This window comes from Citrobacter sp. GW821-FHT02E08 (genome assembly GCF_059421685.1).
The window spans coordinates 55,152-81,050 of the sequence record NZ_JBWKVL010000018.1; the positions used below are offsets into that span (position 1 = coordinate 55,152).

Genomic DNA, 25,899 nt, shown 5'->3' on the forward strand with positions numbered 1-25,899 from the left:
ACCCTGCATAATAAAACCGGAGATACCATGAATAAGAAGGTGTTGACTCTGTCTGCTGTGATGGCAAGCATGTTATTCGGCGCGGCTGCGCACGCTGCTGATACCCGCATTGGTGTGACGATCTATAAATATGACGATAACTTTATGTCCGTGGTACGTAAGGCGATCGAGCAAGATGCCAAAGCGGCACCTGACGTACAGCTGCTGATGAATGACTCCCAGAACGATCAGTCTAAACAAAACGACCAGATCGACGTTCTGCTGGCGAAAGGCGTGAAAGCGCTGGCGATCAACCTGGTTGATCCGGCGGCGGCAGGCACAGTGATTGAGAAAGCGCGTGGTCAGAATGTCCCGGTTGTCTTCTTCAACAAAGAACCTTCCCGTAAGGCGCTGGACAGCTATGACAAAGCCTATTACGTCGGCACTGACTCTAAAGAATCCGGAATTATTCAGGGCGACCTGATTGCGAAACACTGGCAGGCGAATCAGGGTTGGGATCTGAACAAAGATGGCCAAATTCAGTTTGTTCTGCTGAAAGGCGAGCCGGGCCACCCGGATGCTGAAGCCCGTACCACCTACGTTATCAAAGAGCTGAACGATAAAGGCATCAAAACCGAGCAGCTGCAGTTAGATACCGCAATGTGGGATACCGCACAGGCGAAAGATAAAATGGATGCCTGGTTGTCCGGTCCGAACGCCAACAAAATTGAAGTGGTTATCGCCAACAACGATGCAATGGCAATGGGTGCTGTAGAAGCCCTGAAAGCGCACAACAAAACCAGCGTACCGGTATTTGGTGTGGATGCATTGCCTGAAGCGCTGGCTCTGGTGAAATCCGGCACGCTGGCGGGTACCGTGCTGAACGATGCCAACAACCAGGCGAAAGCGACGTTCGATCTGGCGAAAAACCTGGCGGATGGCAAAGCCGCTGCTGAAGGCACCAACTGGAAAATTGAGAACAAAATTGTTCGCGTTCCTTACGTAGGTGTTGATAAAGATAATCTGACTGAGTTCACCAAAAAATAATCGTTGTTATCCGTTTTCTCGGGCGCAAATCTCTTGCGCCCTTTAATAACGCACTCTGCGAGGCCAACAAGGTATAATTATGGTCAGCACTACTACTCAGTCGTCAGGCGAATTCTTGTTAGAAATGAGCGGCATCAACAAGTCTTTTCCCGGCGTTAAGGCACTTGATAATGTCAATTTAAAAGTCCGCCCCCATTCCATTCATGCATTAATGGGAGAAAACGGTGCAGGGAAATCAACATTATTAAAATGTCTTTTTGGAATCTATCAAAAAGATTCTGGCAGCATTTTATTTCAGGGCAAAGAAATCGATTTTCATTCTGCCAAAGAAGCGCTGGAGAATGGCATTTCGATGGTTCACCAGGAATTAAACCTGGTGTTGCAGCGTTCCGTGATGGACAACATGTGGCTGGGGCGTTATCCCACGAAAGGCATGTTTGTTGATCAGGACAAAATGTATCGCGATACCAAAGCGATATTTGATGAGCTGGATATTGATATCGACCCGCGGGCGCGAGTGGGGACGTTATCCGTTTCACAAATGCAGATGATCGAAATTGCGAAAGCGTTCTCGTATAACGCTAAAATCGTGATTATGGATGAACCGACCTCTTCATTAACAGAGAAAGAGGTTAATCATCTGTTTACCATTATTCGTAAGCTGAAAGATCGCGGCTGCGGTATTGTCTATATCTCTCATAAAATGGAAGAAATTTTCCAGTTATGCGATGAGGTCACTGTCTTGCGCGACGGCCAGTGGATTGCGACACAACCGCTGGAAGGGCTGAATATGGACAAAATTATCGCCATGATGGTCGGGCGCTCGCTGAACCAGCGCTTCCCGGACAAAGAAAACACGCCTGGCGAAGTGATTCTGGAAGTGCGTAATCTGACCTCGTTACGTCAGCCTTCAATCCGTGACATCTCGTTTGATCTGCATAAAGGCGAGATCCTGGGGATTGCCGGTCTGGTCGGGGCAAAACGTACGGACATCGTTGAAACGCTGTTTGGTATCCGTGAAAAATCGTCTGGCACCATTACGTTGCACGGCAAAAAGATTAACAACCACAGTGCTAATGAAGCCATTAACCATGGTTTTGCGCTGGTGACGGAAGAGCGTCGTTCGACCGGTATTTACGCCTATCTGGATATTGGCTTCAACTCCTTGATTTCCAATATTCATAATTACAAAAATAAAGTCGGTCTGTTGGACAACTCCCGGATGAAGAGTGATACCCAATGGGTCATTGACTCTATGCGGGTAAAAACGCCGGGCCACCGTACGCAAATTGGTTCTCTTTCGGGCGGAAACCAGCAAAAGGTCATTATTGGCCGTTGGTTGTTAACTCAGCCAGAAATATTAATGCTGGACGAACCTACGCGTGGGATTGATGTGGGCGCGAAATTTGAAATTTATCAGTTAATCGCGGAGCTGGCGAAGAAAGAGAAGGGAATCATTATCATCTCCTCGGAGATGCCGGAATTGTTAGGGATCACAGATCGTATTCTGGTAATGAGTAACGGTCTCGTTGCTGGAATTGTTGACACCAAAACGACTACGCAAAACGAAATTCTGCGTCTTGCGTCTTTGCACCTTTAAGATCAGGGGCTCCTCATGAGTGCGTTAAATAAGAAAAGTTTTCTTACTTATCTAAAAGAAGGCGGCATTTACGTCGTTCTTTTAGTCTTACTGGCCATTATTATTTTCCAGGACCCCACATTCTTAAGTCTGCTGAACTTGAGTAACATCCTGACGCAGTCTTCCGTACGTATCATCATCGCATTGGGTGTTGCCGGACTGATTGTTACCCAGGGAACTGACCTGTCAGCGGGGCGTCAGGTCGGGCTGGCGGCGGTGGTTGCGGCGACGCTGCTGCAATCGATGGAAAACGTCAATAAAGTCTTCCCAGAAATGGCGACCATGCCTATTGCGCTGGTGATCCTGATCGTCTGTGCGGTGGGGGCCATTATCGGTCTGGTGAACGGCATTATTATTGCCTACCTCAATGTGACGCCGTTTATCACAACCCTTGGCACGATGATCATCGTTTACGGTATCAACTCCCTCTACTACGACTTCGTGGGGGCATCGCCAATCTCTGGCTTTGATAGCGGCTTCTCGACCTTCGCGCAGGGCTTTATTGCGCTGGGCAGTTTCCGACTCTCTTACATCACCTTCTATGCGCTGATTGCTGTAGCTTTCGTATGGGTGCTGTGGAACAAAACCCGCTTTGGCAAAAACATTTTTGCTATCGGCGGTAACCCGGAAGCGGCAAAAGTCTCTGGTGTTAACGTCGCGCTGAACCTGCTGATGATCTACGCATTGTCAGGTGTGTTCTACGCTTTTGGTGGTTTACTGGAAGCCGGTCGTATCGGTTCTGCTACCAACAACCTTGGCTTCATGTACGAACTGGATGCGATTGCGGCGTGCGTGGTTGGCGGCGTGTCGTTCAGCGGTGGGGTAGGGACCGTCTTCGGGGTCGTGACCGGTGTGATTATCTTCACCGTCATCAACTACGGTTTGACCTATATCGGCGTGAACCCTTACTGGCAGTACATCATTAAGGGCGGCATCATTATCTTCGCGGTCGCGCTGGATTCTCTGAAATACGCCCGTAAGAAGTAATTCATCAACGGAAAACAAACCGGTGCAGAGACGTTCTGCACCGGTTTTTTTATTTGAGAAAGACTAACCAAATTCCCACCAGCAGTGCGCCCAGCGAAAGCCCAAAATAGACACCGATATAGATCCAGTACGTCGTGGGTTCTGCGGAACGTTGAATTAAGAGTGGCTCTTGCGAGCCTTTGACCGTTTTCTCGATGACGCCAGTGCGTATCCCCTTTAGCCCTTGCCGGAAGGTCCAGACGACGACCATCAGTACGCCAATTACGATAAAAAGGGTTTTATCTTCCACGCTTATTTTCCTTGTTTCTTTTGTAATTCCAGCAGTTGCTCAGGCGTTACCGCCGGATAACCCTGTGCATCGTCAGGGACCTGATGCATAGCGGGAATGGGCACCAGCGGGCCTAAAAAGCGCGGTTCACGCTTGAAGAGATAGAGGTCGGCCAGCGCGCCAAAACGCGCGCCGAATTCGCGCACCCGGACGGTGAGCATATCTTTTGGCGAAGGCACCGCGTAACACTGCGCCTGTATTCCCATATGCAGCGCAATGAATAAGGCGCGTTCACAGTGGAAGCGCTGAGTGATGATGATGAAATCGTTGGTATCAAAGACCTTGCGGGTGCGCACAATCGAGTCCAGCGTGCGAAAGCCCGCGTAATCGAGCACGATATCGGCAGGATCAACGCCTGCTGCGATGAGATCTTTACGCATCGTCATCGGCTCGTTATAGCTTTGCAGTGCATTGTCGCCGCTAAGCAGAAGGTAGTTAACCTTACCGCTGTTGTAGGCGTTAAGCGCGCCCTGAATACGGTAGCGGTAATACTGATTAATCACGCCGGTGCGATAGTATTTGGCGGTGCCTAAGACCACGCCAACCTGGCGATAGGGCAGGTCCTGCAATTCGTCATAGATGTACGGGGCCGTTTTCCAGCTCATCCATCTGTCGAGGCCAAGCGCAGTTAACAGCAGCAAGCCGACCAGGACTAACAGGCTGTAAAACAGACGCTTTAACATTGCGAAGAACTCGATAAAAGGAAGAATTTTCAATCAGGCTACTTTACCCAGCGGCGTTGCGCAAGAAACGGTAGTCTGATTGCGGGGATTTTCGACAGACTCCAACCTTGCCGGAAGGTGCTTGCCGTTTCAGGCCCGGTAAGCTTGCGCCACCGGGCACAACGATTTACGCCAGCAGTACGCGCTCGATGTTGTCGCAGCCCAACGCTTTCAGCGTCGCGGCGGTGGCATCCCATTGAATCAACGGCGCATCCGCTTTCTCTGCCAGAATTGCACGCTGGATATCCGAGTAGTCGTAACCGTTCAGATTCAGCAGGTTTAATGCGCCTTGCAGAGGCGGCAGCGTTGGGTTAAAGGCGGCGTTTTCAGCATAGCTACCGGTGAAAATACGCCCGTCTTTGCACTCCAGCGCCACACCGCTCGGGGAGTTGCTGTAGGGCATATGGCATCGGTTGGCTGCGCGAATCGCTTCCTGAGTCAGCGCGTCGCCTTGCAGCGCGAAACCATGATCTTGTTCGTCCATCAGCAGCGTTTTGATCTCCAGATCTTTCGGGCCGAAAGCGTCTGGCAAATAGTGACGCAGCGTGTGCGGCTCGCGGCCTGGCAGGTGAATGCGCAGATCCAGTCCGCTGTTCAGTTCGTTCATAAACTGACGGCAGTGACCACACGGGGTGTAGTTGACGGTAATGGCGGCAAGGGCTTTTTCGCCGCGTAACCAGGCGTGGCTGATGGCGCTTTGTTCGGCATGGACGGTTTGCTGCATGGTGGCCCCCAGGAACTCCATGTTCCCACCGAAATACCATCTCCCACTGACGCCGCGCGCCACGGCGCCAACGTTAAAATGGGAAAGGTCGGTACGCGCGCAGGCGGCAGCCAGCGGCAGGAGCGCGAAAGCCAGCGCGTCTTCGTCCAGCCCCGATTCACTTTTAAGCGTCGAGACCTGCTCCGCACTCAGCATGGCGGGGAAATGCTTATCCGCCAGAAGTGGTGCCAGCGCTGATTGCAAATTATCCGCTAGTTGGGCAAAAGCAGTTTGAAAACGTGGATGCATAGCGTTGCCTCATAACAATGTAATGGAATGGTAGTGTACGGGCCTGTTACCGCTTTATATGTGATTCATATCTCATTACTTGTGCAACTTATGAAACTTAAACTAAAAATGCGCGACGCATCGCAAATTTTAACCCACCACGGCCAGAATGACAGGAAACAAAAAGGGAGCCAAAAGCGATGTGATGATCCCGCAAATCACCAGCGCCAGCGAACTAAAGGCGCCTTCCTGGTAATCCAGCTCAGCACAACGTGAAGTGCCGAGGGCATGTGATGCGGTTCCCATTGCCAGCCCGCGCGCGGCTTTAGTACGGATCCGCATGGCGTTTAACAGCGTATGACCAAAGACGGCTCCGAGGATCCCGACAAATATCACGCATACGGCGCTGATCGCCGGAATGCCGCCAAGACTCCCCCCAACCGCCATCGCGATAGGCGTGGTGACAGATTTAGGCAATACCGATGCGGCGATTTCAGGCGTGGCGCCCATTAACAAGGCCACCGACGTGCCCGTCACCATGGCGACCACGCTGCCAAAGAAACAGATAGTGATGATGGATTTCCAGCGGGCGCGGATCTGGTGCAGTTGCTCATAAAGCGGATAGGCCAGCGCGACCACAGCAGGTTGCAGCAGGTCGTTCAGCACTTTGCTGCCCTGAAAATAGTGTTCGTAAGGCGTCCCGGTGAGGATAAGCAACGGAATGATGACCACCATGGCGACCAGCAGCGGGTTCAGCAATGGCATCTTAAAACGTACCGCCAGTTTGCGTGCTGCAAAAAACACCGCCAGTGTCAGAGGTAATGACCACCAGATGTACGACATCATTGTTTTGATCCTTTATGCCCAATCACTTTTCGTTCGCCATGCACAATATGCGAGCTCCAGCTAACCACCAGAAAGACGACCAGCGTACTTATCGCGCAAGAGACAATGACAGGCCCAAACTGCGCGCGTAGCAGGTCAAAGTACTGCATTACGCCAACGCCAATGGGAACGAAAAGTAATGCCATATAGCGAATCAGCACGTAGCAGCCCGGGTTGACCCATTTAGCCGGCAGAATTTGCAGTGCCAGTAAAACGAAGAGGATCAGCATGCCGATGATGCTGCCGGGAATCGTAATGGGAAGCAGCGACGCAATAAAAATACCGGCATATAAGCAGGCATAGATCAGCACAAATGCGCGTAAATATTGCCAGACAATATTCAGTGATTTACTCATAGTAAACGTCCTTGATGAGAGGTATTCATCATACAATTAAACTTTAAAATGTGCTACCGATCACATCATGAATTCTGAGCATGGTGAATATAGACAACGGGAACGTTGCGTCATAAAGATCATAGCGGAGAGACTTTAAACCGCCCTGGAGAGACGCTACCATAGCGCCTCTTTTTTTGCGGGTAACGATATGCGTGTTTTGCTGGCGCCGATGGAAGGCGTGCTTGATTCTTTGGTGCGCGAGCTCCTGACCGACGTGAACGACTACGATCTGTGCATCACGGAATTTTTGCGCGTGGTGGATCAACTCTTGCCTGAGAAAGTATTCCACCGTATTTGCCCGGAACTGCTCAATGCCAGCCGGACACCCTCGGGCACATTGGTGCGCATACAGCTTCTGGGGCAATATCCGCAATGGCTGGCGGAAAATGCCGCGCGCGCGGTGGAGTTAGGATCGTATGGCGTTGATCTTAACTGCGGCTGTCCGTCAAAGCTGGTTAATGGCAGCGGTGGCGGTGCAACCTTGCTCAAAGATCCTGAACTTATCTATCAGGGGGCAAAGGCGATGCGTGAGGCAGTACCGGCACATCTGCCCGTGACGGTTAAAATACGTCTTGGCTGGGACAGCGGCGACAGAAAATTCGAAATTGCCGATGCGGTACAGCAGGCGGGTGCGAGCGAACTGGCGGTACACGGTCGCACGAAAGAACAAGGGTATAAAGCGGAGCACATTGACTGGCAGGCGATTGGCGAAATCCGACAGCGGTTAACGATTCCGGTTATCGCCAACGGTGAGATCTGGGACTGGCAAAGTGCGCAGGACTGTATGGCAGTCAGCGGTTGCGACGCGGTGATGATGGGGCGAGGGGCATTAAATATTCCCAACCTGAGTCGTGTCGTGAAATATAACGAACCGCGTATGCCGTGGCCTGACGTGGTTGTTCTGCTGCAGAAATATAGCCGACTGGAAAAGCAAGGCGATACCGGGCTGTATCACGTGGCGCGCATCAAACAGTGGCTGGGGTATTTACGTAAAGAGTACTCAGAAGCGACAGCACTTTTTCAGGAGATTCGTTCTCTCAATAATTCACCGGATATTGCCCGTGCGATCCAGTCCATTGATATTGCGTCGTTGCGGCCATGAGACATGGCCGATGGCGCATCGGCGGATTGGGCAAATAAGGGGAACAAAATGGGGTCTATATTTATTTATCATTTAAATAATTTTTAAATATTCATTTAAGCTGAATATATTTTTCTGATTATTTCTTTTATTTTCCAAAGATGTATTGCCACGCGTAACTAAAAAAAAAGATGCGACACCACGTAATCTCTGCGCACCTTTTCTCACCAGAACACCCCCATGAATTGTTATTCTCCTTTTGTTGCGACCGCGTGTTTGCCGCTAATTATTGCACTTGCGGGATGCGCCCCGATGCACGACAACCGCCAGACGCTGGCGCAGCAGGTGCCCACTTCACACGTTGAATCTGCATTACCGGCAGCATTAAAAAACGGTTGGCCGGACAGCCAGTGGTGGCGGGCTTATCAGGATCCTCAACTGAATGCGCTGATTGAGAGTGCGCTGGCACATGCGCCAGATATGCAGGTGGCAGAGCAGCGCATTCAATTAGCGGAGGCGCAGGCCAAGGCTGTTGAAGTGCAGGACGGACCGCAGATCGATTTCTCGGCGAATGCAGAGCGGCAGAAAATGTCAGCTGAAGGGGTGATGGGGCCCTTTGCCAGCAGCGATCCCGCTGCGGGCACGACCGGCCCGTGGTACACCAACGGGACATTTGGGCTAACGGCAGGCTGGAACCTGGATTTGTGGGGCAAGAACCGGGCAGAAGTGACGGCGCGGATTGGCACCGTCAAAGCGCGTGAAGCCGAGCAGGAACAGACTCGTCAACTGCTGGCGAGCGGGGTGACGCGTTTATACTGGGAGTGGCAAACCCAGGCGGCGCTGAGCAACGTGTTAACGGAGATTGAACAAGAGCAAAAAAACATCATTACGGCTGACCGCCAGTTGTATCAAAACGGCATTACCTCCTCCGTGGAAGGCGTGGAGACGGACATAGACGACAGCAAAACGCAGCAACAGCTCAGTGATGCCGCCGGTAAAATGAAAATAATTGAGGCAAGGCTGGCGGCGCTAACCCATCAGCAATCCACGCCGCTGACGCTGCATGCGGTTGCGCTGCCGAAGGTGGAAAGCGCATTACCCGCGCAGTTAGGATACTCATTACTGGCTCGTCGGGCGGATCTGCAGGCGGCGCACTGGTACATTGAGTCCTCTCTGGGCAGCGTCGACGCGGCGAAAGCGGCCTTTTATCCTGATATCAACCTGATGGCCTTTCTGCAGCAGGATGCTCTGCACATGAGCGACCTGTTCCGCAGTTCAGCGCAACAAATGGGCGTCACTGCCGGGCTGACGCTGCCGATATTCGACAGTGGCAGGCTGAATGCGAATCTCGATATCGCCAGGGCGCAGAGTAACCTCTCAATAGCGAATTACAACAAAGCGGTGGTTGATGCGGTGAATGACGTGACGCGCGCGGCAAGTCAGGTTGAAACGATGGCGGCAAAAAACCAACACCAGATGCAGATTGAACATGATGCTCAACGGGTTGTCGGACTTGCGCAGGCGCGTTTCAATGCCGGTATCATTGCCGGTTCGCGGGTCAGTCAGGCGAAGATCCCGGCGCTACGCGAGCATTGCAATGGCCTGATTTTGCAAGGCCAGTGGCTTGATGCCTCTGTTCAACTGACCAGCGCATTAGGCGGGGGCTACCACACAAGCTGACAGCCAGCAGCCGTCAGCGCGGGCTGTCGGCTGCCTTTATTGCACTTTTTGCTTGCTGCGCCGTTTCAGCCACCAGCGTGTCCCCACCACCAGTCCGACGATCAGCACCAGCCAGACCCCATGTTTGATGTGCTGATCGAGATGGTGCAGCCAGGGTGCAATCACTTCGCCGCCGAGATAGCCCAGAGCCGTAAACAGCAGCGCCCAAATCAGCGCGCCCAGAATATTCAGCGGCAGAAAGATCTTTGGCGGTAGATGGCTGGCGCCAATCAGAAGCGGGCCGATGACGCGAAATCCGTACATGAATCGTGTACCGATCACAAACAGGTAAGGGCGGCGTTGGATCATCTTTTGCGCGTAATGAATTTTGCTGCGGTGACGTGAGAAGCGGCGCAGCAGTTTCCCACCAAATCGACGCCCCACTAAATAAAGGACCTGATCGCCGATCATGCCGCCGAGCGCAACGGAGATGACGACCAACGGAAATTTGAGCAACCCCTGATGAGCGGCAACACCCCCTAACAGGGTGATGGTTTCGCCTTCGGCCAGACTGCCAATGACCAGCGCGGCATAGCCGTAATGCGCGATAAGACTGTTTATATCCATACGTCGGTATGACCTCCACAATCTTTAGCATACACCTTATGAATCTTTATGACCGGAAAAGCGCCCGTTCAGCGGACCGGTATTTCGTGGGCTGTACATAAAATAATCGAAAGCTGAATTATACTTGAAGTGTTGAGGTCCGGAGCTGACAAGAAGGGGGGCGGTATGAACCATGTCTGGGGGCTGTTTTCCCATCCCGATCGTGAAATGCACGTGATCAAAAGTGAGAACGAAACCATTTCGCACCACTACACCCACCATGTCCTGATGATGGCGGCAATCCCGGTGATTTGCGCATTTATTGGCACCACGCAAATTGGCTGGAATTTTGGCGATGGCAATGTGTTTCAGCTCTCTCTGTTTACCGGTTTTGCACTGGCCATTGTTTTTTACGCGGTCATGCTGGCAGGGGTGGCGGTAATGGGCCGGATCATCTGGTGGATGGCGCGAAACTATCCGCAACGTCCTTCTCTGGCGCACTGCATGGTCTTTGCCGGCTATGTCGCTACGCCGCTTTTCCTGAGCGGTTTTGTCGCGCTATATCCGCTGGTATGGCTGTGTGCGCTGGTCGGTACCATCGCGTTGTTCTACACCGGTTATTTGTTGTACCTCGGTGTCCCGACATTCCTGAACATTAACAAAGAGGAAGGGCTGAGCTTTTCCAGTTCGACGCTGGCTATCGGCGTGCTGGTGCTGGAGGTCCTGTTAGCTATCACGGTGATCCTGTGGGGCTACGGGTACCGGTTATTCTGATTTAATCTTCTTCAATGGCGTTGCTGGCGTAAAAGTCAGCAACGCAGCATTTGTTGACGATTCTTCTGTGGCGGCAAACCTGCCCGATCGCTATGATGCCTGAGCTAGCTTGAGTTTATACTTAACTCCGGCGGTGCGCGTTGTGACGTGCGTGAACCATTATCAGAAATCTCATCATGCTGAAATTCCGAGTTTCAATACTAAGCCTTGCCCTGATGCTGGCTGTCCCTTTTGCGCCGCAGGCTGTGGCGAAAACGGCGGCTACCACAACAGCGTCTCAACCTGAGATTGCGTCTGGTAGCGCGATGATTGTTGATTTAAATACCAACAAAGTGATCTATTCGAACCATCCTGACCTTGTGCGTCCGATAGCGTCGATAACCAAATTAATGACGGCGATGGTGGTGCTTGATGCGCAACTGCCGCTGAACGAAAAACTGAAAGTGGATATCAGCCAGACGCCAGAAATGAAAGGGATATACTCCCGCGTGCGTCTGAACAGTGAAATTAGCCGTAAAGATATGCTGCTGCTGGCGCTGATGTCCTCGGAAAACCGCGCGGCAGCAAGTCTCGCGCACCATTATCCGGGCGGCTACAACGCGTTTATCAAAGCGATGAATGCCAAAGCCAAAGCGTTGGGCATGACCCACACGCGGTTTGTGGAACCGACGGGGTTGTCCATTCATAACGTCTCGACGGCCCGCGACTTAACAAAGCTGCTTATTGCCAGCAAACAGTATCCGCTGCTGGGCCAGTTGAGCACTACCCGCGAAGACATGGCCACGTTTGCCAACCCGGCCTACACGCTGCCATTCCGTAACACGAACCATCTGGTGTATCGCGATAACTGGAATATTCAGTTGACCAAAACAGGCTTCACCAACGCGGCGGGTCACTGCCTGGTGATGCGCACCACCATTAAGAACAAACCGGTGGCGTTGGTGGTGATGGATGCGTTCGGCAAATATACCCACTTTGCCGATGCCAGCCGTTTACGCACGTGGATTGAAACCGGCAAAGTCATGCCGGTTCCGCCAGCGGCGCTGAGTTATAAGAAGCAAAAAGCCGCACAGATGGCCGCAGCAGGCGCCAGTAAGAGCGAGCAAACGGCGCAGAACGATTAATGTGTCTCAATATGCCCGAGAGCGCTACGCTCTCGGGCAATCACTTCACTTCCAGAACTTCTGCTTACTTGTCTTACCGATACCTGGATTCATGCTATTCGTCGGGTCGTTTTCACGATAAAAACGCGTGAGCGTTTCTGGCGCCTTATACAGATGCCCTACGTTATGTTCCGCCGGGTATTGCGCCCCGCGCTGCTGGAGAAGTTCCAGCATCTGCTCTTTTAACGCATGCGCATCGACGCCTTTCTTCACGATGTAATCCTGGTGGAAGACGTAGCACATGAAATGGCCGTAATAGAGTTTATGCGCCAGTTTATCGCTGATTTCGGGCGGCAGGTGCTCATACCATTCGGTGTCGTTGCGGCGCAGGGCAATGTCGAGCGCCAGAATATCCTCTACCTCATCAGCATGAACTGCCTGATAACGAATGGCCGCGCCAGCTGCTGCAAAACGGTGCAGGAACGCCTTACTGCCTTCTTCCGGCGTACAGGCGAAAAAGTCACCCTCGGCTGTTTTGAAGAACTCCGTCAACCAGCTTTGCGCTTCCGCTACACCGTCTCCCGCCATTTTTAACAACAGGTGATGTTCGTATTTATCGCGCCAGTTTTTCATCCGCGGCGGCAGGTGACTCGGGAACAGATGACCGAACTTTTGCATTGCGCGGTCAGTGAAGTGCGGACGGAAAAATTTTACGTTTTCCAGCATCGCATCGGTGCGTCCTTTCAGAGTGAAGAAGAACGGCATTTTGTCGGTGCCGAGCTTATCGATCATCAGGAACGTATCTTTGCCGTACTTTTCCGCGATGTCATAGATGTCGCGATGCATATATTCGCCCGCAACCGGCAGGTTCTCAAACGTCGCCAGGATATGGCGGCGGATTTCCGTCAATACGTCCGGCTGGTTGGTGCCGATGTAGAAGACCTGCTGATTTTTTTCTGCCGGGAAGGTGTCCAGACGTACGGCGAATACGGCCAGCTTGCCTGCGCAACCGGAGGATTCGTATAAACGGTCCGGGTCGGCGTTATAACGCGCGGGGGTGTCGGCTTCAATATCGCGCACGCGGGTGACGTAATCGTGGTCGTGTGCGTGGCGACCATCATGGCGCACGTCTTCATCTTTGACGCGTTCGTCATCCAGTTTGCTGAGGATCTGTTCCGGCGTCTCGCCCAGCTCGATTCCCAGATGGTTAACGAGTTGCAATTTACCCTGTTCATCAATGCGCGCGAACAGTGACATTTCGGTGTAGGCCGGGCCACGTTGCACCAGCGATCCGCCAGAGTTATTACAGATACCGCCGATGACGGAAGCGCCAATGCAGGAGGAACCAATCACCGAGTGTGGTTCGCGACCAAAGGGCTTAAGCGCTTTTTCCAGCGAGTAGAGGGTGGTGCCAGGAAACGCCAGCACCTGTTCGCCTTTATCCAGCAGATGAAGTTTGTCGAGGCGCAGGGTGCTGATGATGACAATGTCCCGGTCGTAGTCATTGCCGCTGGGGGTGGAACCTTCGGTCAGCCCGGTATTGGCGGCCTGCATCAGAATAATTTTATCTGCATTGACGCAGGCATTGAGCACGCGCCACAGTTCCATCAGCGAGCCAGGGAAGACCACGGCCAGCGCGTCGCCGTGTCCGGAACGAAAGCCCTTGCGATAGCGGGCGGTTTTAGCCGGGTCAGTGAGCAGGTGTGAATGACCCACCAGGCGGGCGAGCTCATGAATAAGATCGTTATTATCGGTTGTTGTAATGGAAGACATTTTCCACTCCTTGTGGTGGGACAAAATATCGGTGTTAAGCATAGCGCTTTGTATGACGATTTCATTCATGAATGTTTCGAAAAAATCAGAGAATAACCTTAGCTTTCTTTTTCTCACCCGTTTAGGCTTATGGCAAACTACGGTTTTTGCTATATTTTCGCCGCCTCTGCGGGCTAAAAATAAGAGAGAAACAACATGAAATGGCTATGTTCTGTAGGTGTCGCGGTGAGTCTGGCTATGCAGCCAGCCTTGGCGGAGTCGCTGTTTGGCAATCATCCCTTAACACCTGAAGCGCGGGACGCGTTTGTCACTGATTTGCTCACGAAAATGACCGTTGATGAAAAGATTGGTCAGCTGCGTTTGATAAGCGTGGGTCCGGACAATCCAAAAGAAGCCATCCGTGACATGATCAAAGACGGGCAGGTGGGGGCGATTTTTAATACCGTCACCCGCCAGGATATCCGCAAAATGCAGGATCAGGTCATGGAACTCAGCCGCCTGAAAATTCCTCTGTTCTTTGCCTATGACGTGTTGCACGGCCAGCGTACTGTTTTCCCTATCAGCCTCGGTCTGGCATCTTCCTTTAACCTGGATGCGGTCAACACCGTGGGACGCGTTTCGGCCTATGAAGCGGCGGATGATGGTCTGAATATGACCTGGGCGCCGATGGTGGATGTTTCGCGCGACCCGCGTTGGGGCCGAGCTTCCGAAGGGTTTGGCGAAGATACTTACCTGACCGAAACGATGGGTAAAACCATGGTTGAAGCGATGCAGGGCAAAAGCCCGGCGGATCGCTACTCGGTGATGACCAGCGTGAAACACTTCGCCGCTTACGGTGCGGTTGAAGGCGGTAAAGAGTACAACACGGTGGATATGAGTCCGCAGCGCCTGTTCAACGATTATATGCCGCCGTACAAAGCCGGGCTGGATGCGGGAAGCGGCGCGGTGATGGTGGGGCTTAACTCATTAAATGGCACCCCGGCGACCTCCGATGCCTGGCTGCTGAAAGAGGTATTGCGCGATCAGTGGGGCTTTAAAGGCATCACCGTTTCCGACCACGGGGCAATCAAAGAGCTGATTAAGCACGGTACCGCCGCCGATCCTGAAGATGCTGTGCGTGTGGCGATCACGTCCGGTATCAACATGAGCATGAGTGATGAGTATTACAGCAAATACCTTCCGGGGTTGATTAAGTCGGGCAAAGTGACGATGGCGGAGCTGGACGATGCCGCGCGTCACGTCCTCAACGTTAAGTATGATATGGGGTTGTTTAACGATCCCTACAGCCACCTGGGGGCGAAAGAGACAGACCCGCAGGACACCAACGCTGAAAGCCGTCTGCACCGTAAAGAAGCGCGTGACGTTGCCCGCGAGAGTCTGGTGTTGCTGAAAAACCAGCTTGAAACGCTGCCGCTGAAAAAATCCGGCACCATTGCCGTGGTGGGGCCGTTGGCCGACAGCAAACGTGATGTGATGGGCAGTTGGTCCGCCGCAGGCGTTGCCGATCAGTCCGTGACGGTGCTGACGGGCATTCAAAATGTATTGGGCGATAAAGGAAAAGTGGTATACGCCAAAGGGGCGAACATTACCAACGATAAAGGCATTGTTGATTTCCTCAATCTGTATGAAGAGGCGGTGAAGGTCGACCCACGCTCACCGCAGACGATGATTGATGAAGCGGTGGCCGCCGCGAAGCAATCGGACGTTGTAGTCGCCGTGGTCGGGGAAGCCCAGGGGATGGCTCACGAAGCTTCCAGCCGTACCGATATCGATATTCCGCAAAGCCAGCGTGATTTAATCACTGCGCTGAAGGCGACGGGTAAACCGCTGGTGCTGGTGTTGATGAATGGGCGTCCGCTGCAGCTTGTGAAAGAAGACCAGCAGGCCGATGCAATTCTGGAGACCTGGTTCGCCGGTACGGAAGGCGGCAACGCCATCGCCGATGTGCTGTTTGGCGACTATAACCCCTCCGGTAAGTTGCCGATGTCCTTCCCGCGCTCTGTCGGGCAGATCCCGGTTTACTACAGCCACCTGAACACCGGTCGCCCGTATAACGCTGACAAGCCGAACAAGTACACCTCGCGTTATTTTGATGAGGCGAACGGCCCGCTATATCCGTTTGGCTATGGGTTGAGTTACACCACCTTTACGCTGTCGGAGGTGAAACTCTCCTCCCCGACGATGAAACGTGATGGCTCAGTCACCGCCAGCGTGCAGGTCACCAATACCGGCAAGCGTGAAGGCGCGACGGTCATTCAGATGTATCTGCGGGATGTGACGGCGTCCCTGAGTCGCCCGGTGAAACAGCTAAAAGGGTTTGAGAAAATCACGCTGAAACCGGGTGAAACGCAGACCGTCAGTTTCCCGATTGACATCGACGCGCTGAAGTTCTGGAACCAAAGCATGAAGTATGATGCTGAACCCGGTAAGTTTAACGTCTTCATCGGCATGGATTCCGCCAGGGTAAAACAAGGCGAGTTTGAACTGCTGTAACCTGTAAACAAAAAGGCTGGGAAACCAGCCTTTTTTTCTTTGCATTGAACATTTTCTTGTTTGCAATAGCGATTCTTTTGATTTTCATGGAATTGTGATGGCCGTCGATATTTATTGCGTATGAGGAAGAATGACCTCTACATGCGATCCCCTGCTCCCTTCATTTAAGTTAAAACTGTGCGTTAGATCACCTCTCAGGTGAAGTTGCTGTCGCATTTTGTGCGCGTGTTCAAATTTTTATTGCCTCCACCTACCCAGACGTGAAGCGTTTCACTGTTACGTCAAAAAGCCGGTTTTCGTCGCGGGCGAGAGAGAGAAAAACTTCGTTAAATGCCGTCCAATACACTTGTGACAGGTAGGACTATGAAGCTCTCTTTAGAAAATAGCTCGCTTGATAAAACCGGTAATACGGTGGTCACCACGCAGCTTCAGCAAATGATTGACGAGATTGATAGGGCGGGCGGCGGTACGCTTACCCTCACGCCTGGAATTTATCGCACCGGTACGCTGGTACTTCCTTCGAATTTTACGCTGCATCTCGAGGCTGGAGCGAGCCTGCTTGCAAGTGCCGATGCTGAGGATTATCAGACGGTAGAAACGGTCACGATGGCTGAGTTGTCGCGCATGGCGCTGATTTATGCCCGTGGCCAGCACCACATTACGCTCAGTGGTGAAGGTCGCATTGACGGCGAGGCCGCCAGCTGGTTTGCCGCGCAGCCGGACTCGCAAGGCTATCGACTGCCGAAGAACCAACGCCCACGTCTGCTGGTGCTGGAAGGCTGTGAACAAATCCGCATTCGCGATATCACGTTGTATGACGCCCCGATGTGGACTGCGCATCTGGTGAGCTGCAACCACGTCTATATTCGCAATCTGACGATTGATAACTCCCTGACGCTGCCGAACACCGACGCGCTGGATATCGACAGTTGCCAGCACGTGCATATCAGCGACAGCTACTTCAGCGCGGCAGATGACGGTATTTGTCTGAAGACCACCAACAAGCCCGCCTCGCTGCAACAGCCTATTCGCAACGTTGTGGTGAATAACTGCATCGTGCGTTCGAAAAGCTGCGCCATCAAGATCGGCACCGAAACGTTCGCCGATATCGAAAATATCACCCTGTCCAACTGCACCATTTTTGAGTCTAACCGCGGGATTGGCCTGGTGTCGCGTGACGGCGGACGTTTTCAGCAGATGGTGTTCAGCAACATTCTTTTTGACTGCTGTCATGCTCACCCTTGCCATTGGGGTAAAGCCGATCCGGTCTACATTTCTGTGCGCCATCGCGCGCCTGACATTACGCCTGGCATTGTTTCAAACATCACCTTCAGCAACCTGGCCGGGACTGCGGAAGGGGCGATTAACCTGCACAGCGATACGGCAGGCATGATCCGCGATGTCATGTTCAATGGGGTCAGTATCGAACAACGGGTCAGCACGTCTGAAGAACAGGGGTTCTACGACATTCGCCCGCCGTGCAATCCAGAACGCCCAACGGGTATGGGACTGGATAATGCGTACAACGTTAACCCGCAGACAGGTCGCGCCCATGGCGTTGAAGCCTTCCCCGGCGGATTACCTGTGTTTTACGCCAACGGCGTCACGGGATTGCGGTTGTCGGGCATCACTGTTCGCCGCCCTGAAACGCTGCCTGCTCACTGGCATACACAACCCATCGTATTGCTCAACGTTCAGGACTGCCTGACGGATTCTCCCTCTGTATGAGGGAAATGCTTTGTATGCCTTCTCAGTGACCGGGGATAGAAAATGATAAAAAAAGCTCGTGAAATAAAAATGCACAACTACGTCTGCTATGGTCTTGCAGATGTGATTGGCTCCGGCGCCTTCACTCTGGTGAGCGCATGGCTGCTGTTCTTTTTAACCACCTTTTGTGGACTGACGCCGATTCAGGCCGGTTCACTGTTTGCCGTGGCGCGTATCGTTGATGTGATCATGTGCCCGTTAATGGGATACATCTCGGACAACTTCCACAAAACGCGTCTGGGCCGTCGTTTTGGTCGCCGCCGTTTCTTCCTGCTGCTGAGTATTCCGCTGGTGGCGGTGTATAGCCTGCTGTGGGTGGAAGGCTTCAACTATTGGATGTATCTGCTGGTCTACATCCTGTTTGAAGTGGTCTATTCCATGATCATCATCCCGTATGACACGCTTTCTGCGGAGATGACGTCCGACTTTAACAAACGCTCAAAACTGACCAGTGCGCGTATGTACATCGCACAGCTTGCCGGTTTTGCCGCGGCGTTCCTGCCAGGACGACTGATCTCTTACTTTGGCGCAGATTCGTCAGACTCGTTTTTCTATGCGGGCGCTATCTTCACCGTTTCATTCATGATTGTGCTGTTCTTTGTTTATTTCGGAACCTGGGAACGCTCCCTGGAAGAGATCGAGCAAAACGAGCGCAAAATTGATGAGACGGAAAAACTGCCTCTCGGCACCCGTATTTACAATATTTACTACGATTTTGTCTCCACGCTGAAAATCAAAACCTTCCGTTCGCATCTGGGGATGTATCTGGGGGGCTCTGTTGCCCAGGATATCTTCAACTCCGTGTTCACCTATTTTGTGGTGTTCGCGCTGATGACCTCTTCTGTGACGGCTTCAAACCTGCTGGGAATGATCAACGGTCTGCAATTCTTTGGTGTGGGTCTGGCGACCTGGTTAACGCTGCGCTTCTCGCCTTCACGCGCGTTTGCCACTCAGGGTGCGCTGGCTGTTCTGGCATTCATTCTGTTTACCGTCACCTGGATGAACGGCTCAACCAGTATGGCAATGCTGTATCTGGCGGCGGGTATTGCTGGTCTGGCGCGCGGTGGCATTTATGCCATTCCGTGGAACAACTACACCTTTGTAGCTGACGTGGATGAAATCCTCACCTGTAATCGTCGTGAAGGGATCTTTGCCGGGTTCATGAGCCTGCTGCGTAAAGCCTCCCAGGCGCTGTCCATTTTCCTGGTCGGTGTGGCGCTGCAGATGGCCGGTTTTGTTTCCGGACAAACCAACCAGCCAGAGTCTGCCATCAATATGATCATGATAATCATGATTGTCCTGCCGGTGCTCCTCACCCTGTGGGGGATCTGGTCTGCATTCCAGTTCAAGGTCAATAGCCGCACTCACGCGATCCTCAATGAAGAGGTTGCCCGTCTCAAGCGTGGCGAAAGCAAAGCGACCGTTAGCGCTGAAAACAAAGCCGTTATCGAAAGCCTGACCGGGATGCCGTACGAGCAGTGCTGGGGCGAAAACACCGTTGGCTACATCAACCGCAGCCACATGAAATCGCAGTCAGCTGCCCAACCTAAAAATGCCTGAATACCGGGGCGGACAGCAATGTCCGCCTGCTATTGGAAGAGAACAAAATGACTGAACAGAGCCTGGTGATGCAACAAGGGCTATGGGCGCGGATGGGATTACCTCGCGAACTTTGCTGGGGATTTATCGGCGTATTTCTTTTTATTACGGGCGCAACAATAGAACAAAGTTGGCTCTCCTCAATGCTGCAACAGCGGGGATTCTCTCCGTTTGATATCAGCCTGTTGTCATCCATATTTGGCCTGTGCGTGGCGGCGATCTCCTGGTTTTCCGGCATCGGTGCCGGGGTTCTGGGATTACGCCGTTTAATGTGGGTCGCAACGGCGGTGTACTTTATCGGTTCTGTGCCGTTTATCTTTTTTGCCTTACCGCAAAACAACTACCCGCTGATGGTCGCCACGTATGCGCTGCGCGGCGTCGCATACCCGCTTTTCGCCTACTCGTTTCTGGTGTGGATCAACCAGCGCTGCGAGATTCGGATCCTGGGGCGCGCGGTGTCCTGGTTCTGGATTGCGTTTGGTGTCGGCATGACCATCGTCGGCCCGTGGTATTCAAGCCTGATGATTGCGAAATGGGGTGAAACCAACACGCTGCTGAGTGGCTTTATCTTTGTCCTGTGCGGCGCGTTTTGTGCGTTGGTGCTGAACCGCGATCGTCCCGACTGGCAGCGCGGTCAGGCGCTGGGACCGGCGCTTCTCGAAGGGATAACCGTACTGGCGCGTGAACCGAAAATGCGTCTGGCGGTGGTGGTGAAAACCATCAACGACATTGGTAAGTTTTCACTGGTGATCCTGATGCCAGTGTACCTGCCCCGGTTTGGCTTCAGCATCGCGGAGTGGCTGACTATCTGGGGTCTGGTCAACGTCATCAATATTTTCTCCAGTTATCTGTTTGGCTGGTTAGGCGATACCATTGGCTGGCGTAATACGGTGGTGTGGTTTTCCGGCACGCTGTGTGGGGTCGCTTCGCTGGCGGTCTGCTACGCACCGGTGTTGTTTGGTCATAGCGAACTGGCGCTGTTCCTGGCGTTGTCGATTTATGCGATTGGGCTGGGGGCGTTTGGGCCACTGAGCGCACTGATCCCCTCGTTGTTGCCGCAAAATAAAGGGGCGGCCATTTCGTGTCTGAACCTGGGATCCGGGTTAAGTAATTTCGCCGGACCGTTTATTGTGACGCTGTGCGTCGGGCCGTTGGGCGTGGAGGGGACGCTGTGGGTGATAGCCATTCTCTATTTTGCCGCCAGCCTGTTGACGATCCCGCTGAGATTGCCTGATAACCCGCAATCTCCAGGTTAACCTCTAACTTTTCGTCTATGCTTTTTCCTCAAGTCTCTGAAAAGGGCAGCAAAAGAGTGAGGAAAGCGACATGACAATCTCAAAGCTATGGTTGAGCTCACTGGCGCTGGTCGCGGCAGTGAGCCTGCCATTACAGGCTGCATCTCCTGTCACCGTCGGGTCGAAGATCGATACCGAAGGGGCGCTGCTCGGCAATATTATTCTGCAAGTGCTGGAAAGCCACGGCGTTAAAACAGTCAATAAAGTGCAACTGGGCACCACGCCCGTGGTGCGCGGGGCGATCACCTCCGGGGAGCTGGATATTTATCCGGAATACACCGGTAATGGCGCCTTCTTCTTCAAAGATGAAAACGATCCGGCGTGGAAGAACGCCCAGGCAGGCTTTGAAAAAGTCAAAAAGCTGGACGCTGAGCAAAATAAACTGGTCTGGCTCACGCCCGCACCCGCTAACAATACGTGGACCATCGCCGTACGTCAGGACGTGGCAGAAAAGCACAAACTTGCGTCGCTTGCCGATCTGGGGCGTTATCTGAAAGAGGGCGGTGAATTCAAGCTGGCGGCGTCTGCTGAATTTATCGAGCGCACTGATGCGCTTCCCGCCTTTGAAAAAGCCTACGATTTTAAACTAAATCAGAACCAACTGCTGTCGCTGGCCGGTGGCGATACGGCGGTCACCATTAAAGCCGCCGCCCAGCAAACCTCCGGCGTCAATGCGGCAATGGCGTATGGCACCGATGGGCCGGTGGCGGCGCTGGGTCTGCAAACGTTGAGCGATCCTAAGGGTGTTCAACCGATTTATGCCCCCGCACCGGTGGTGCGCGAGGCGGTGCTGAAAGCGCATCCGCAAATCGCCGAATGGCTACAGCCGGTATTTGCCAGTCTCGATGAGAAAACGTTGCAGCAATTAAACGCCAGCATTGCCGTCGAAGGACGGGATGCGAAAAAAGTGGCGGCAGACTACCTGAAGCAAAAAGGGTGGGTGAAGTAACTGAATTTGTCTGCGATGCGTAAGGTGTCAAACGTCAGCCTCAATCGTGTGCTGTTGCTGCTGGTTCTCCTGACCGCCATTGCTGCTGCGCTTCCTTTCGTGAACTACGCCCCGAACCGACTGATGTCAGGTGACGGGCGTCAGCTCTGGGATATCTGGCCGGACATTAAATGGGGACTGCCAGGGGGATTCGCGCTACTGCTTGCCCTGTGTCTGTTCCCCGGTCAACGCGGTTCTGTCGCTACGCTGGTGGTTGTGCAACTGCTGCTAACGGGCGTGCTCATCGCGGCCGGAAGTGCGGCGACGTATCTGGCCCAGACAGGCAGCCCGCTGGCGCGTACCAGCCTCGGCAGCGGTTTTTGGCTGGCGCTGGGTATGACGCTTTTGGCCTGTAGCGATGCGATTCGACGTATCACCGTACACCCGCTGTGGCGCTGGATATTGCACGCGCAAATCGCGGTGGTGCCGCTGGCGCTGTTGTTTTCCGGCACCTTCAACGATCTCTCGTTACTGAAAGAGTACGCCAACCGCCAGGATGTCTTTGATGCGGCTTTCGCGCAGCATCTGACGCTTTTGATCGGTACGGTGGTGCCTGCGCTGCTGATTGGTGTACCGCTGGGGATCGGCTGTTATTTCTCAGCCGCGCGTCAGGGGGCTGTCTTTGCGGTACTGAATGTTATCCAGACCATTCCCTCAGTCGCTCTGTTTGGCCTGTTGATTGCGCCGCTTGCCGGGCTGGTGAAGAACTTTCCCTGGCTGGGGAGCGTGGGGGTGGCAGGCACCGGCCTGACGCCGGCGCTGATCGCACTGGTGCTGTATGCCTTATTGCCGCTGGTGCGCGGTGTGGTGGCAGGGCTAAACCAGGTGCCGCATGAGGTTCTGGAAAGCGCCAGAGCCATGGGGATGAGTCTTCGTCAGCGTTTTATCCATGTCCAGTTGCCCCTGGCGCTACCGATTTTCTTGCGCAGTTTACGGGTGGTGATGGTGCAGACCGTCGGAATGGCGGTGATCGCCGCGCTTATCGGCGCCGGAGGATTTGGCGCGCTGGTCTTTCAGGGACTGCTCAGTAGCGCCGTTGACTTAGTCTTGCTGGGGGTCGTTCCGGTCGTTGCACTGGCGATAGTTATTGATGCGCTGTTCGATTTATTGGACGCACTCCTGAAGGTCAAACACGATGATTGAATTTAGCCATGTCAGCAAATCGTTTGGCGAACAAAAGGCCGTCAGCGATCTCAACCTGCATTTCCGTGAGGGCAGCTTTTCGGTCCTGATTGGAACGTCTGGCTCAGGAAAATCCACCACGCTGAAGATGATTAACCGACTGGTGGAGCATGACAGTGGGCGGATCCGCTTTGCTGGGGAAGAGATTCGTAGCCTGCCGGTGCTGGAACTGCGCCGACGTATGGGATACGCCATCCAGTCGATCGGACTTTTCCCCCACTGGACGGTGGCGCAGAATATCGCCACGGTTCCGCAACTGCGGAAATGGTCGCGTTCGCAAATTGATGACCGCGTAGAGGAATTGATGGCGCTTCTGGGGTTAGAGGCGGGACTGCGTGAGCGTTATCCCCATCAGCTTTCCGGTGGTCAACAGCAGCGGGTGGGCGTGGCGCGCGCACTGGCGGCGGATCCGCAGGTATTGTTAATGGACGAACCGTTCGGCGCGCTGGACCCGGTGACACGCAGCGCGTTACAGCATGAGATGACCCGCATTCATCGCCTGCTAGGGCGCACTATTGTGTTGGTGACGCACGACATTGATGAAGCATTACGCCTCGCTGAGCATCTGGTGCTGATGGATGGTGGTGAAGTGGTGCAGCAGGGGACGCCGCTGGAGATGCTGATGTCTCCCGCCAGTGATTTCGTACAGGAATTTTTTGGCCGCAGCGAGCTTGGCGTACGACTGCTGTCGCTCCGCCATGTAGGCGATTTTGTCCGGCGTCAGGAGCGGCTGGAAGGAGAAGCGCTGGCAGAGGAGATGACGCTGCGTGACGCGCTTTCCGCCTTTGTGGCGGGTGGGTGTGACGTCTTGCCGGTGGTTAATCAGCAGGGCGTTCCCTGCGGGACGCTCCATTTTCGCGATTTACTTTCAAAGACCTTGCCTCATGAAACTTCTGCGTGATCCGCTGTTATGGCTCATTGTCATTTTTCTGCTGTTGCTGGTGAGTTTGCCGCACAGTCAGGCGCTGTTTGGCGCGCTGTTTCCCCAATTACCGCGCCCGGTGTATCAGCAGGAAAGTTTTATCGCGCTGGCGTTGGCGCACTTCTGGCTGGTCGGTACTTCGAGCGTGGTTGCCGTGGCGGTAGGCGTTGGGGCGGGGATTGCAGTGACGCGTCCGTGGGGGGGCGAATTTCGTCCGCTGGTTGAAACCCTTGCGGCGGTTGGACAAACCTTTCCCCCGGTGGCGGTGCTGGCGATAGCGGTTCCGGTGATGGGATTCGGTCAGGAACCGGCGATCATCGCCCTGATCCTGTATGGCGTGTTACCGGTTTTGCAGGCCACCCTGGCGGGGCTGGGGGCAATCCCGGAGAGTGTGGTCAGCGTGGCGCGTGGGATGGGGATGAGTCGCGGGCAGCAGCTGCGCAGCGTTGAGCTTCCGTTGGCGGCGCCGGTGATTTTGTCCGGTATTCGGACATCGGTGATTATCAATATCGGAACGGCGACCATTGCTTCAACGGTGGGGGCCAGCACGCTGGGCACACCCATTATCATTGGGCTCAGCGGGTTTAACACAGCCTATGTGATTCAGGGGGCGGTGCTGGTGGCGCTGGCGGCAATTATTGTCGATCGCGTGTTTGAACGACTCGGGCAATACCTTACCCGGCATGCAAAATAAACGTATAGCCTGCGAGCATGACGCCGCCAATGCCACCGATGGCCATCAGCAGGAAGAGGGTAATAACACCGATTTTAGCTACGCTCATTATGCACTCCTTATGTTAACGGAGCGATTATATGATAAAGCGTATTTGTTAATGAACCATTAAATGCCGAGTAGATGAATATCGTGACCCTGCGCAAGCCATTCGGCAAGCTGTTGCTGCTGGGCGGGGGTCTGGTTTTCGCCGCACCAGATGAGCAACGTTCGACCATCAAACAGTTCCGGGCGCAGCTGATTCAGTGAATGGGGCAGCACGTCAACGCGCCATCCCTGCTGGCTGGCGATCCAGCCTTCCAGCCATAATCGCGTGGTATCGTGAATATTCCAGCCGACGACCAGCGCATCTTTTCCTTGTTTTTTGCGGGCAGAGGCCAGACAAATCGCAATGTAGTTAATGAGAACGCCGTCGAGAATACCCAGCAGCGCCTGTAGGGTGGGCTGCTGGCATTGCAAACGTCGGCGTAGGGGAATAAACAAGTGTGTGGTGAGTGTTTGGGCCGGGTAATCCTGGCCGCGTTCTTTGATCCACAGCCTGAGGCTTTGCAGATTGTTGCTTTGCAAATAGTGCAGCAGAGTTTCTTGCTGTTCGCGCCAGCCGTTTTGCAAATCGATATTATCATTACTCAGTAGCATTTTGACCTTGCTGACCTGCACGCCGTTGTCTATCCAGCGCTTGATCTCACGGATCCGGTCGATGTCCGCATCGTTAAACAGGCGATGACCACCGTCGGTTCGTTGCGGTTTCAACAACCCGTAACGCCTCTGCCACGCGCGTAATGTGACAGGGTTGATATCACAAAGCAAAGCCACTTCACCTATCGTGTAAAGCGCCATCGTCTCACCCTTGCTCGCGAGGTCCCAGTCTTACTGTAGACGCTCTTTTGCGAACCAGGTAGTTTTGTCTGTTTTTTGTCCGGCCAGGGGGTGAGAATGTGCGCATTC

The 25,899-nt window shown here is 53.6% G+C and carries 24 protein-coding genes; 15 read left to right on the forward strand and 9 right to left on the reverse strand.

What is annotated here, in order from left to right:
- Positions 1–27 precede the first annotated feature (27 nt).
- The 3 genes from mglB (at position 28) to mglC (ending at position 3,652) form a co-directional block, all read left to right on the forward strand.
- Positions 28–1,026, forward strand: coding sequence for a galactose/glucose ABC transporter substrate-binding protein MglB (gene mglB / locus AC07UY_RS19280; RefSeq protein WP_203360654.1), 999 nt, complete (start codon positions 28–30; stop codon positions 1,024–1,026).
- 79 nt (positions 1,027–1,105) lie between these two features.
- Positions 1,106–2,626: a galactose/methyl galactoside ABC transporter ATP-binding protein MglA gene (gene mglA, locus AC07UY_RS19285; RefSeq protein ID WP_203360655.1), complete on the forward strand. Its 1,521-nt coding sequence runs from the start codon at positions 1,106–1,108 to the stop codon at positions 2,624–2,626.
- Between the two features lie 15 nt (positions 2,627–2,641).
- Complete coding sequence (mglC, locus tag AC07UY_RS19290; RefSeq protein ID WP_203360656.1) at positions 2,642–3,652, forward strand: galactose/methyl galactoside ABC transporter permease MglC; 1,011 nt, start codon at positions 2,642–2,644, stop codon at positions 3,650–3,652.
- 49 nt (positions 3,653–3,701) lie between these two features.
- Here mglC and AC07UY_RS19295 read toward each other — a convergent pair whose 3' ends face one another.
- From AC07UY_RS19295 to AC07UY_RS19315, 5 genes are all read right to left on the reverse strand, one after another.
- A complete protein-coding gene (locus AC07UY_RS19295) occupies positions 3,702–3,941 on the reverse strand; it encodes a DUF2542 family protein (RefSeq protein ID WP_203360657.1) in 240 nt (79 codons plus the stop codon).
- Between the two features lie 2 nt (positions 3,942–3,943).
- Positions 3,944–4,663: an outer membrane permeability protein SanA gene (sanA, locus tag AC07UY_RS19300; RefSeq protein ID WP_203361241.1), complete on the reverse strand. Its 720-nt coding sequence runs from the start codon at positions 4,661–4,663 to the stop codon at positions 3,944–3,946.
- Positions 4,664–4,829: 166 nt separating this feature from the next.
- Complete coding sequence (gene cdd / locus AC07UY_RS19305) at positions 4,830–5,714, reverse strand: cytidine deaminase (protein ID WP_494701771.1); 885 nt, start codon at positions 5,712–5,714, stop codon at positions 4,830–4,832.
- Positions 5,715–5,843: 129 nt separating this feature from the next.
- On the reverse strand, positions 5,844–6,539 hold the full coding sequence (locus tag AC07UY_RS19310) for a CidB/LrgB family autolysis modulator (protein ID WP_494661280.1): 696 nt from the start codon (positions 6,537–6,539) through the stop codon (positions 5,844–5,846).
- Positions 6,536–6,934 carry a CidA/LrgA family protein gene (locus tag AC07UY_RS19315; RefSeq protein ID WP_203360660.1) on the reverse strand — a complete coding sequence of 133 codons (399 nt, stop codon included), beginning with the start codon at positions 6,932–6,934 and terminating at the stop codon, positions 6,536–6,538. The genes AC07UY_RS19310 and AC07UY_RS19315 overlap by 4 nt, the downstream gene beginning before the upstream one ends.
- A gap of 190 nt (positions 6,935–7,124) precedes the next feature.
- Between AC07UY_RS19315 and dusC the strand changes: the two genes are divergently transcribed.
- Both dusC and mdtQ read left to right on the forward strand, forming a co-directional pair.
- On the forward strand, positions 7,125–8,078 hold the full coding sequence (dusC, locus tag AC07UY_RS19320; RefSeq protein ID WP_494661279.1) for a tRNA dihydrouridine(16) synthase DusC: 954 nt from the start codon (positions 7,125–7,127) through the stop codon (positions 8,076–8,078).
- 219 nt (positions 8,079–8,297) lie between these two features.
- Positions 8,298–9,737 carry a multidrug resistance outer membrane protein MdtQ gene (gene mdtQ / locus AC07UY_RS19325; protein WP_494661278.1) on the forward strand — a complete coding sequence of 480 codons (1,440 nt, stop codon included), beginning with the start codon at positions 8,298–8,300 and terminating at the stop codon, positions 9,735–9,737.
- Between the two features lie 36 nt (positions 9,738–9,773).
- On the opposite strand, the gene AC07UY_RS19330 is transcribed toward mdtQ, so the two are convergent.
- Positions 9,774–10,343 (reverse strand): DedA family protein, encoded by a 570-nt coding sequence (locus AC07UY_RS19330; RefSeq protein WP_494661277.1) that lies wholly within the window; start codon positions 10,341–10,343, stop codon positions 9,774–9,776.
- A gap of 165 nt (positions 10,344–10,508) precedes the next feature.
- Between AC07UY_RS19330 and AC07UY_RS19335 the strand changes: the two genes are divergently transcribed.
- Positions 10,509–11,096: a Yip1 family protein gene (locus AC07UY_RS19335; protein ID WP_494661276.1), complete on the forward strand. Its 588-nt coding sequence runs from the start codon at positions 10,509–10,511 to the stop codon at positions 11,094–11,096.
- Positions 11,097–11,272: 176 nt separating this feature from the next.
- Positions 11,273–12,220, forward strand: coding sequence for a D-alanyl-D-alanine endopeptidase (pbpG, locus tag AC07UY_RS19340; protein WP_276294612.1), 948 nt, complete (start codon positions 11,273–11,275; stop codon positions 12,218–12,220).
- A 45-nt stretch (positions 12,221–12,265) separates the two neighbouring features.
- Here pbpG and dld read toward each other — a convergent pair whose 3' ends face one another.
- Positions 12,266–13,972 (reverse strand): D-lactate dehydrogenase, encoded by a 1,707-nt coding sequence (gene dld / locus AC07UY_RS19345; RefSeq protein ID WP_494701772.1) that lies wholly within the window; start codon positions 13,970–13,972, stop codon positions 12,266–12,268.
- Positions 13,973–14,167: 195 nt separating this feature from the next.
- On the opposite strand from dld, the gene bglX reads away from it, so the two are divergent.
- From bglX to AC07UY_RS19385, 8 genes are all read left to right on the forward strand, one after another.
- Positions 14,168–16,465 (forward strand): beta-glucosidase BglX, encoded by a 2,298-nt coding sequence (gene bglX / locus AC07UY_RS19350; RefSeq protein WP_494701773.1) that lies wholly within the window; start codon positions 14,168–14,170, stop codon positions 16,463–16,465.
- A gap of 363 nt (positions 16,466–16,828) precedes the next feature.
- Positions 16,829–18,193: a glycoside hydrolase family 28 protein gene (locus AC07UY_RS19355; protein ID WP_494701774.1), complete on the forward strand. Its 1,365-nt coding sequence runs from the start codon at positions 16,829–16,831 to the stop codon at positions 18,191–18,193.
- A 42-nt stretch (positions 18,194–18,235) separates the two neighbouring features.
- Positions 18,236–19,792 carry an MFS transporter gene (locus AC07UY_RS19360; protein WP_203360669.1) on the forward strand — a complete coding sequence of 519 codons (1,557 nt, stop codon included), beginning with the start codon at positions 18,236–18,238 and terminating at the stop codon, positions 19,790–19,792.
- Positions 19,793–19,839: 47 nt separating this feature from the next.
- Positions 19,840–21,087 carry an MFS transporter gene (locus tag AC07UY_RS19365; RefSeq protein WP_494661271.1) on the forward strand — a complete coding sequence of 416 codons (1,248 nt, stop codon included), beginning with the start codon at positions 19,840–19,842 and terminating at the stop codon, positions 21,085–21,087.
- A gap of 70 nt (positions 21,088–21,157) precedes the next feature.
- Complete coding sequence (gene osmF / locus AC07UY_RS19370) at positions 21,158–22,075, forward strand: glycine betaine ABC transporter substrate-binding protein OsmF (protein WP_494661270.1); 918 nt, start codon at positions 21,158–21,160, stop codon at positions 22,073–22,075.
- Between the two features lie 15 nt (positions 22,076–22,090).
- The gene (locus tag AC07UY_RS19375; protein WP_494701775.1) at positions 22,091–23,257 is read left to right on the forward strand and encodes an ABC transporter permease; all 1,167 of its coding nucleotides are present in this window, start codon (positions 22,091–22,093) and stop codon (positions 23,255–23,257) included.
- On the forward strand, positions 23,250–24,197 hold the full coding sequence (locus AC07UY_RS19380) for an ABC transporter ATP-binding protein (RefSeq protein WP_494701776.1): 948 nt from the start codon (positions 23,250–23,252) through the stop codon (positions 24,195–24,197). The genes AC07UY_RS19375 and AC07UY_RS19380 overlap by 8 nt, the downstream gene beginning before the upstream one ends.
- Complete coding sequence (locus AC07UY_RS19385; protein ID WP_494661267.1) at positions 24,181–24,912, forward strand: ABC transporter permease; 732 nt, start codon at positions 24,181–24,183, stop codon at positions 24,910–24,912. Before AC07UY_RS19380 ends, AC07UY_RS19385 begins: the two co-directional genes overlap by 17 nt.
- Here AC07UY_RS19385 and AC07UY_RS19390 read toward each other — a convergent pair.
- Together AC07UY_RS19390 and mlrA are read right to left on the reverse strand one after the other, a co-directional pair.
- Positions 24,893–25,000, reverse strand: a complete 108-nt coding sequence (locus AC07UY_RS19390) for a protein YohO (RefSeq protein WP_192612784.1) — start codon at positions 24,998–25,000, stop codon at positions 24,893–24,895. The two genes, AC07UY_RS19385 and AC07UY_RS19390, sit on opposite strands and share 20 nt — an antisense overlap.
- A gap of 59 nt (positions 25,001–25,059) precedes the next feature.
- Positions 25,060–25,791 (reverse strand): HTH-type transcriptional regulator MlrA, encoded by a 732-nt coding sequence (gene mlrA, locus AC07UY_RS19395; protein ID WP_276294622.1) that lies wholly within the window; start codon positions 25,789–25,791, stop codon positions 25,060–25,062.
- Positions 25,792–25,899: the final 108 nt, after the last annotated feature.

Excerpts from the sequence above, each read along its gene's own strand:
- osmF (WP_494661270.1), top strand. The coding sequence starts at position 21,158 with ATGACAATCTCAAAGCTATGGTTGAGCTCACTGGCGCTGGTCGCGGCA.
- mglC (WP_203360656.1), top strand. The coding sequence starts at position 2,642 with ATGAGTGCGTTAAATAAGAAAAGTTTTCTTACTTATCTAAAAGAAGGC.
- AC07UY_RS19365 (WP_494661271.1), top strand. The coding sequence starts at position 19,840 with ATGACTGAACAGAGCCTGGTGATGCAACAAGGGCTATGGGCGCGGATG.
- mlrA (WP_276294622.1), bottom strand. The coding sequence starts at position 25,791 with ATGGCGCTTTACACGATAGGTGAAGTGGCTTTGCTTTGTGATATCAAC.
- sanA (WP_203361241.1), bottom strand. The coding sequence starts at position 4,663 with ATGTTAAAGCGTCTGTTTTACAGCCTGTTAGTCCTGGTCGGCTTGCTG.
- AC07UY_RS19330 (WP_494661277.1), bottom strand. The coding sequence starts at position 10,343 with ATGGATATAAACAGTCTTATCGCGCATTACGGCTATGCCGCGCTGGTC.
- AC07UY_RS19390 (WP_192612784.1), bottom strand. The coding sequence starts at position 25,000 with ATGAGCGTAGCTAAAATCGGTGTTATTACCCTCTTCCTGCTGATGGCC.
- AC07UY_RS19310 (WP_494661280.1), bottom strand. The coding sequence starts at position 6,539 with ATGATGTCGTACATCTGGTGGTCATTACCTCTGACACTGGCGGTGTTT.
- bglX (WP_494701773.1), top strand. The coding sequence starts at position 14,168 with ATGAAATGGCTATGTTCTGTAGGTGTCGCGGTGAGTCTGGCTATGCAG.
- cdd (WP_494701771.1), bottom strand. The coding sequence starts at position 5,714 with ATGCATCCACGTTTTCAAACTGCTTTTGCCCAACTAGCGGATAATTTG.
- AC07UY_RS19375 (WP_494701775.1), top strand. The coding sequence starts at position 22,091 with ATGCGTAAGGTGTCAAACGTCAGCCTCAATCGTGTGCTGTTGCTGCTG.
- AC07UY_RS19355 (WP_494701774.1), top strand. The coding sequence starts at position 16,829 with ATGAAGCTCTCTTTAGAAAATAGCTCGCTTGATAAAACCGGTAATACG.
- mglB (WP_203360654.1), top strand. The coding sequence starts at position 28 with ATGAATAAGAAGGTGTTGACTCTGTCTGCTGTGATGGCAAGCATGTTA.
- AC07UY_RS19335 (WP_494661276.1), top strand. The coding sequence starts at position 10,509 with ATGAACCATGTCTGGGGGCTGTTTTCCCATCCCGATCGTGAAATGCAC.
- AC07UY_RS19315 (WP_203360660.1), bottom strand. The coding sequence starts at position 6,934 with ATGAGTAAATCACTGAATATTGTCTGGCAATATTTACGCGCATTTGTG.
- mdtQ (WP_494661278.1), top strand. The coding sequence starts at position 8,298 with ATGAATTGTTATTCTCCTTTTGTTGCGACCGCGTGTTTGCCGCTAATT.
- AC07UY_RS19360 (WP_203360669.1), top strand. The coding sequence starts at position 18,236 with ATGATAAAAAAAGCTCGTGAAATAAAAATGCACAACTACGTCTGCTAT.
- AC07UY_RS19385 (WP_494661267.1), top strand. The coding sequence starts at position 24,181 with ATGAAACTTCTGCGTGATCCGCTGTTATGGCTCATTGTCATTTTTCTG.
- dusC (WP_494661279.1), top strand. The coding sequence starts at position 7,125 with ATGCGTGTTTTGCTGGCGCCGATGGAAGGCGTGCTTGATTCTTTGGTG.
- pbpG (WP_276294612.1), top strand. The coding sequence starts at position 11,273 with ATGCTGAAATTCCGAGTTTCAATACTAAGCCTTGCCCTGATGCTGGCT.
- dld (WP_494701772.1), bottom strand. The coding sequence starts at position 13,972 with ATGTCTTCCATTACAACAACCGATAATAACGATCTTATTCATGAGCTC.
- mglA (WP_203360655.1), top strand. The coding sequence starts at position 1,106 with ATGGTCAGCACTACTACTCAGTCGTCAGGCGAATTCTTGTTAGAAATG.
- AC07UY_RS19380 (WP_494701776.1), top strand. The coding sequence starts at position 23,250 with ATGATTGAATTTAGCCATGTCAGCAAATCGTTTGGCGAACAAAAGGCC.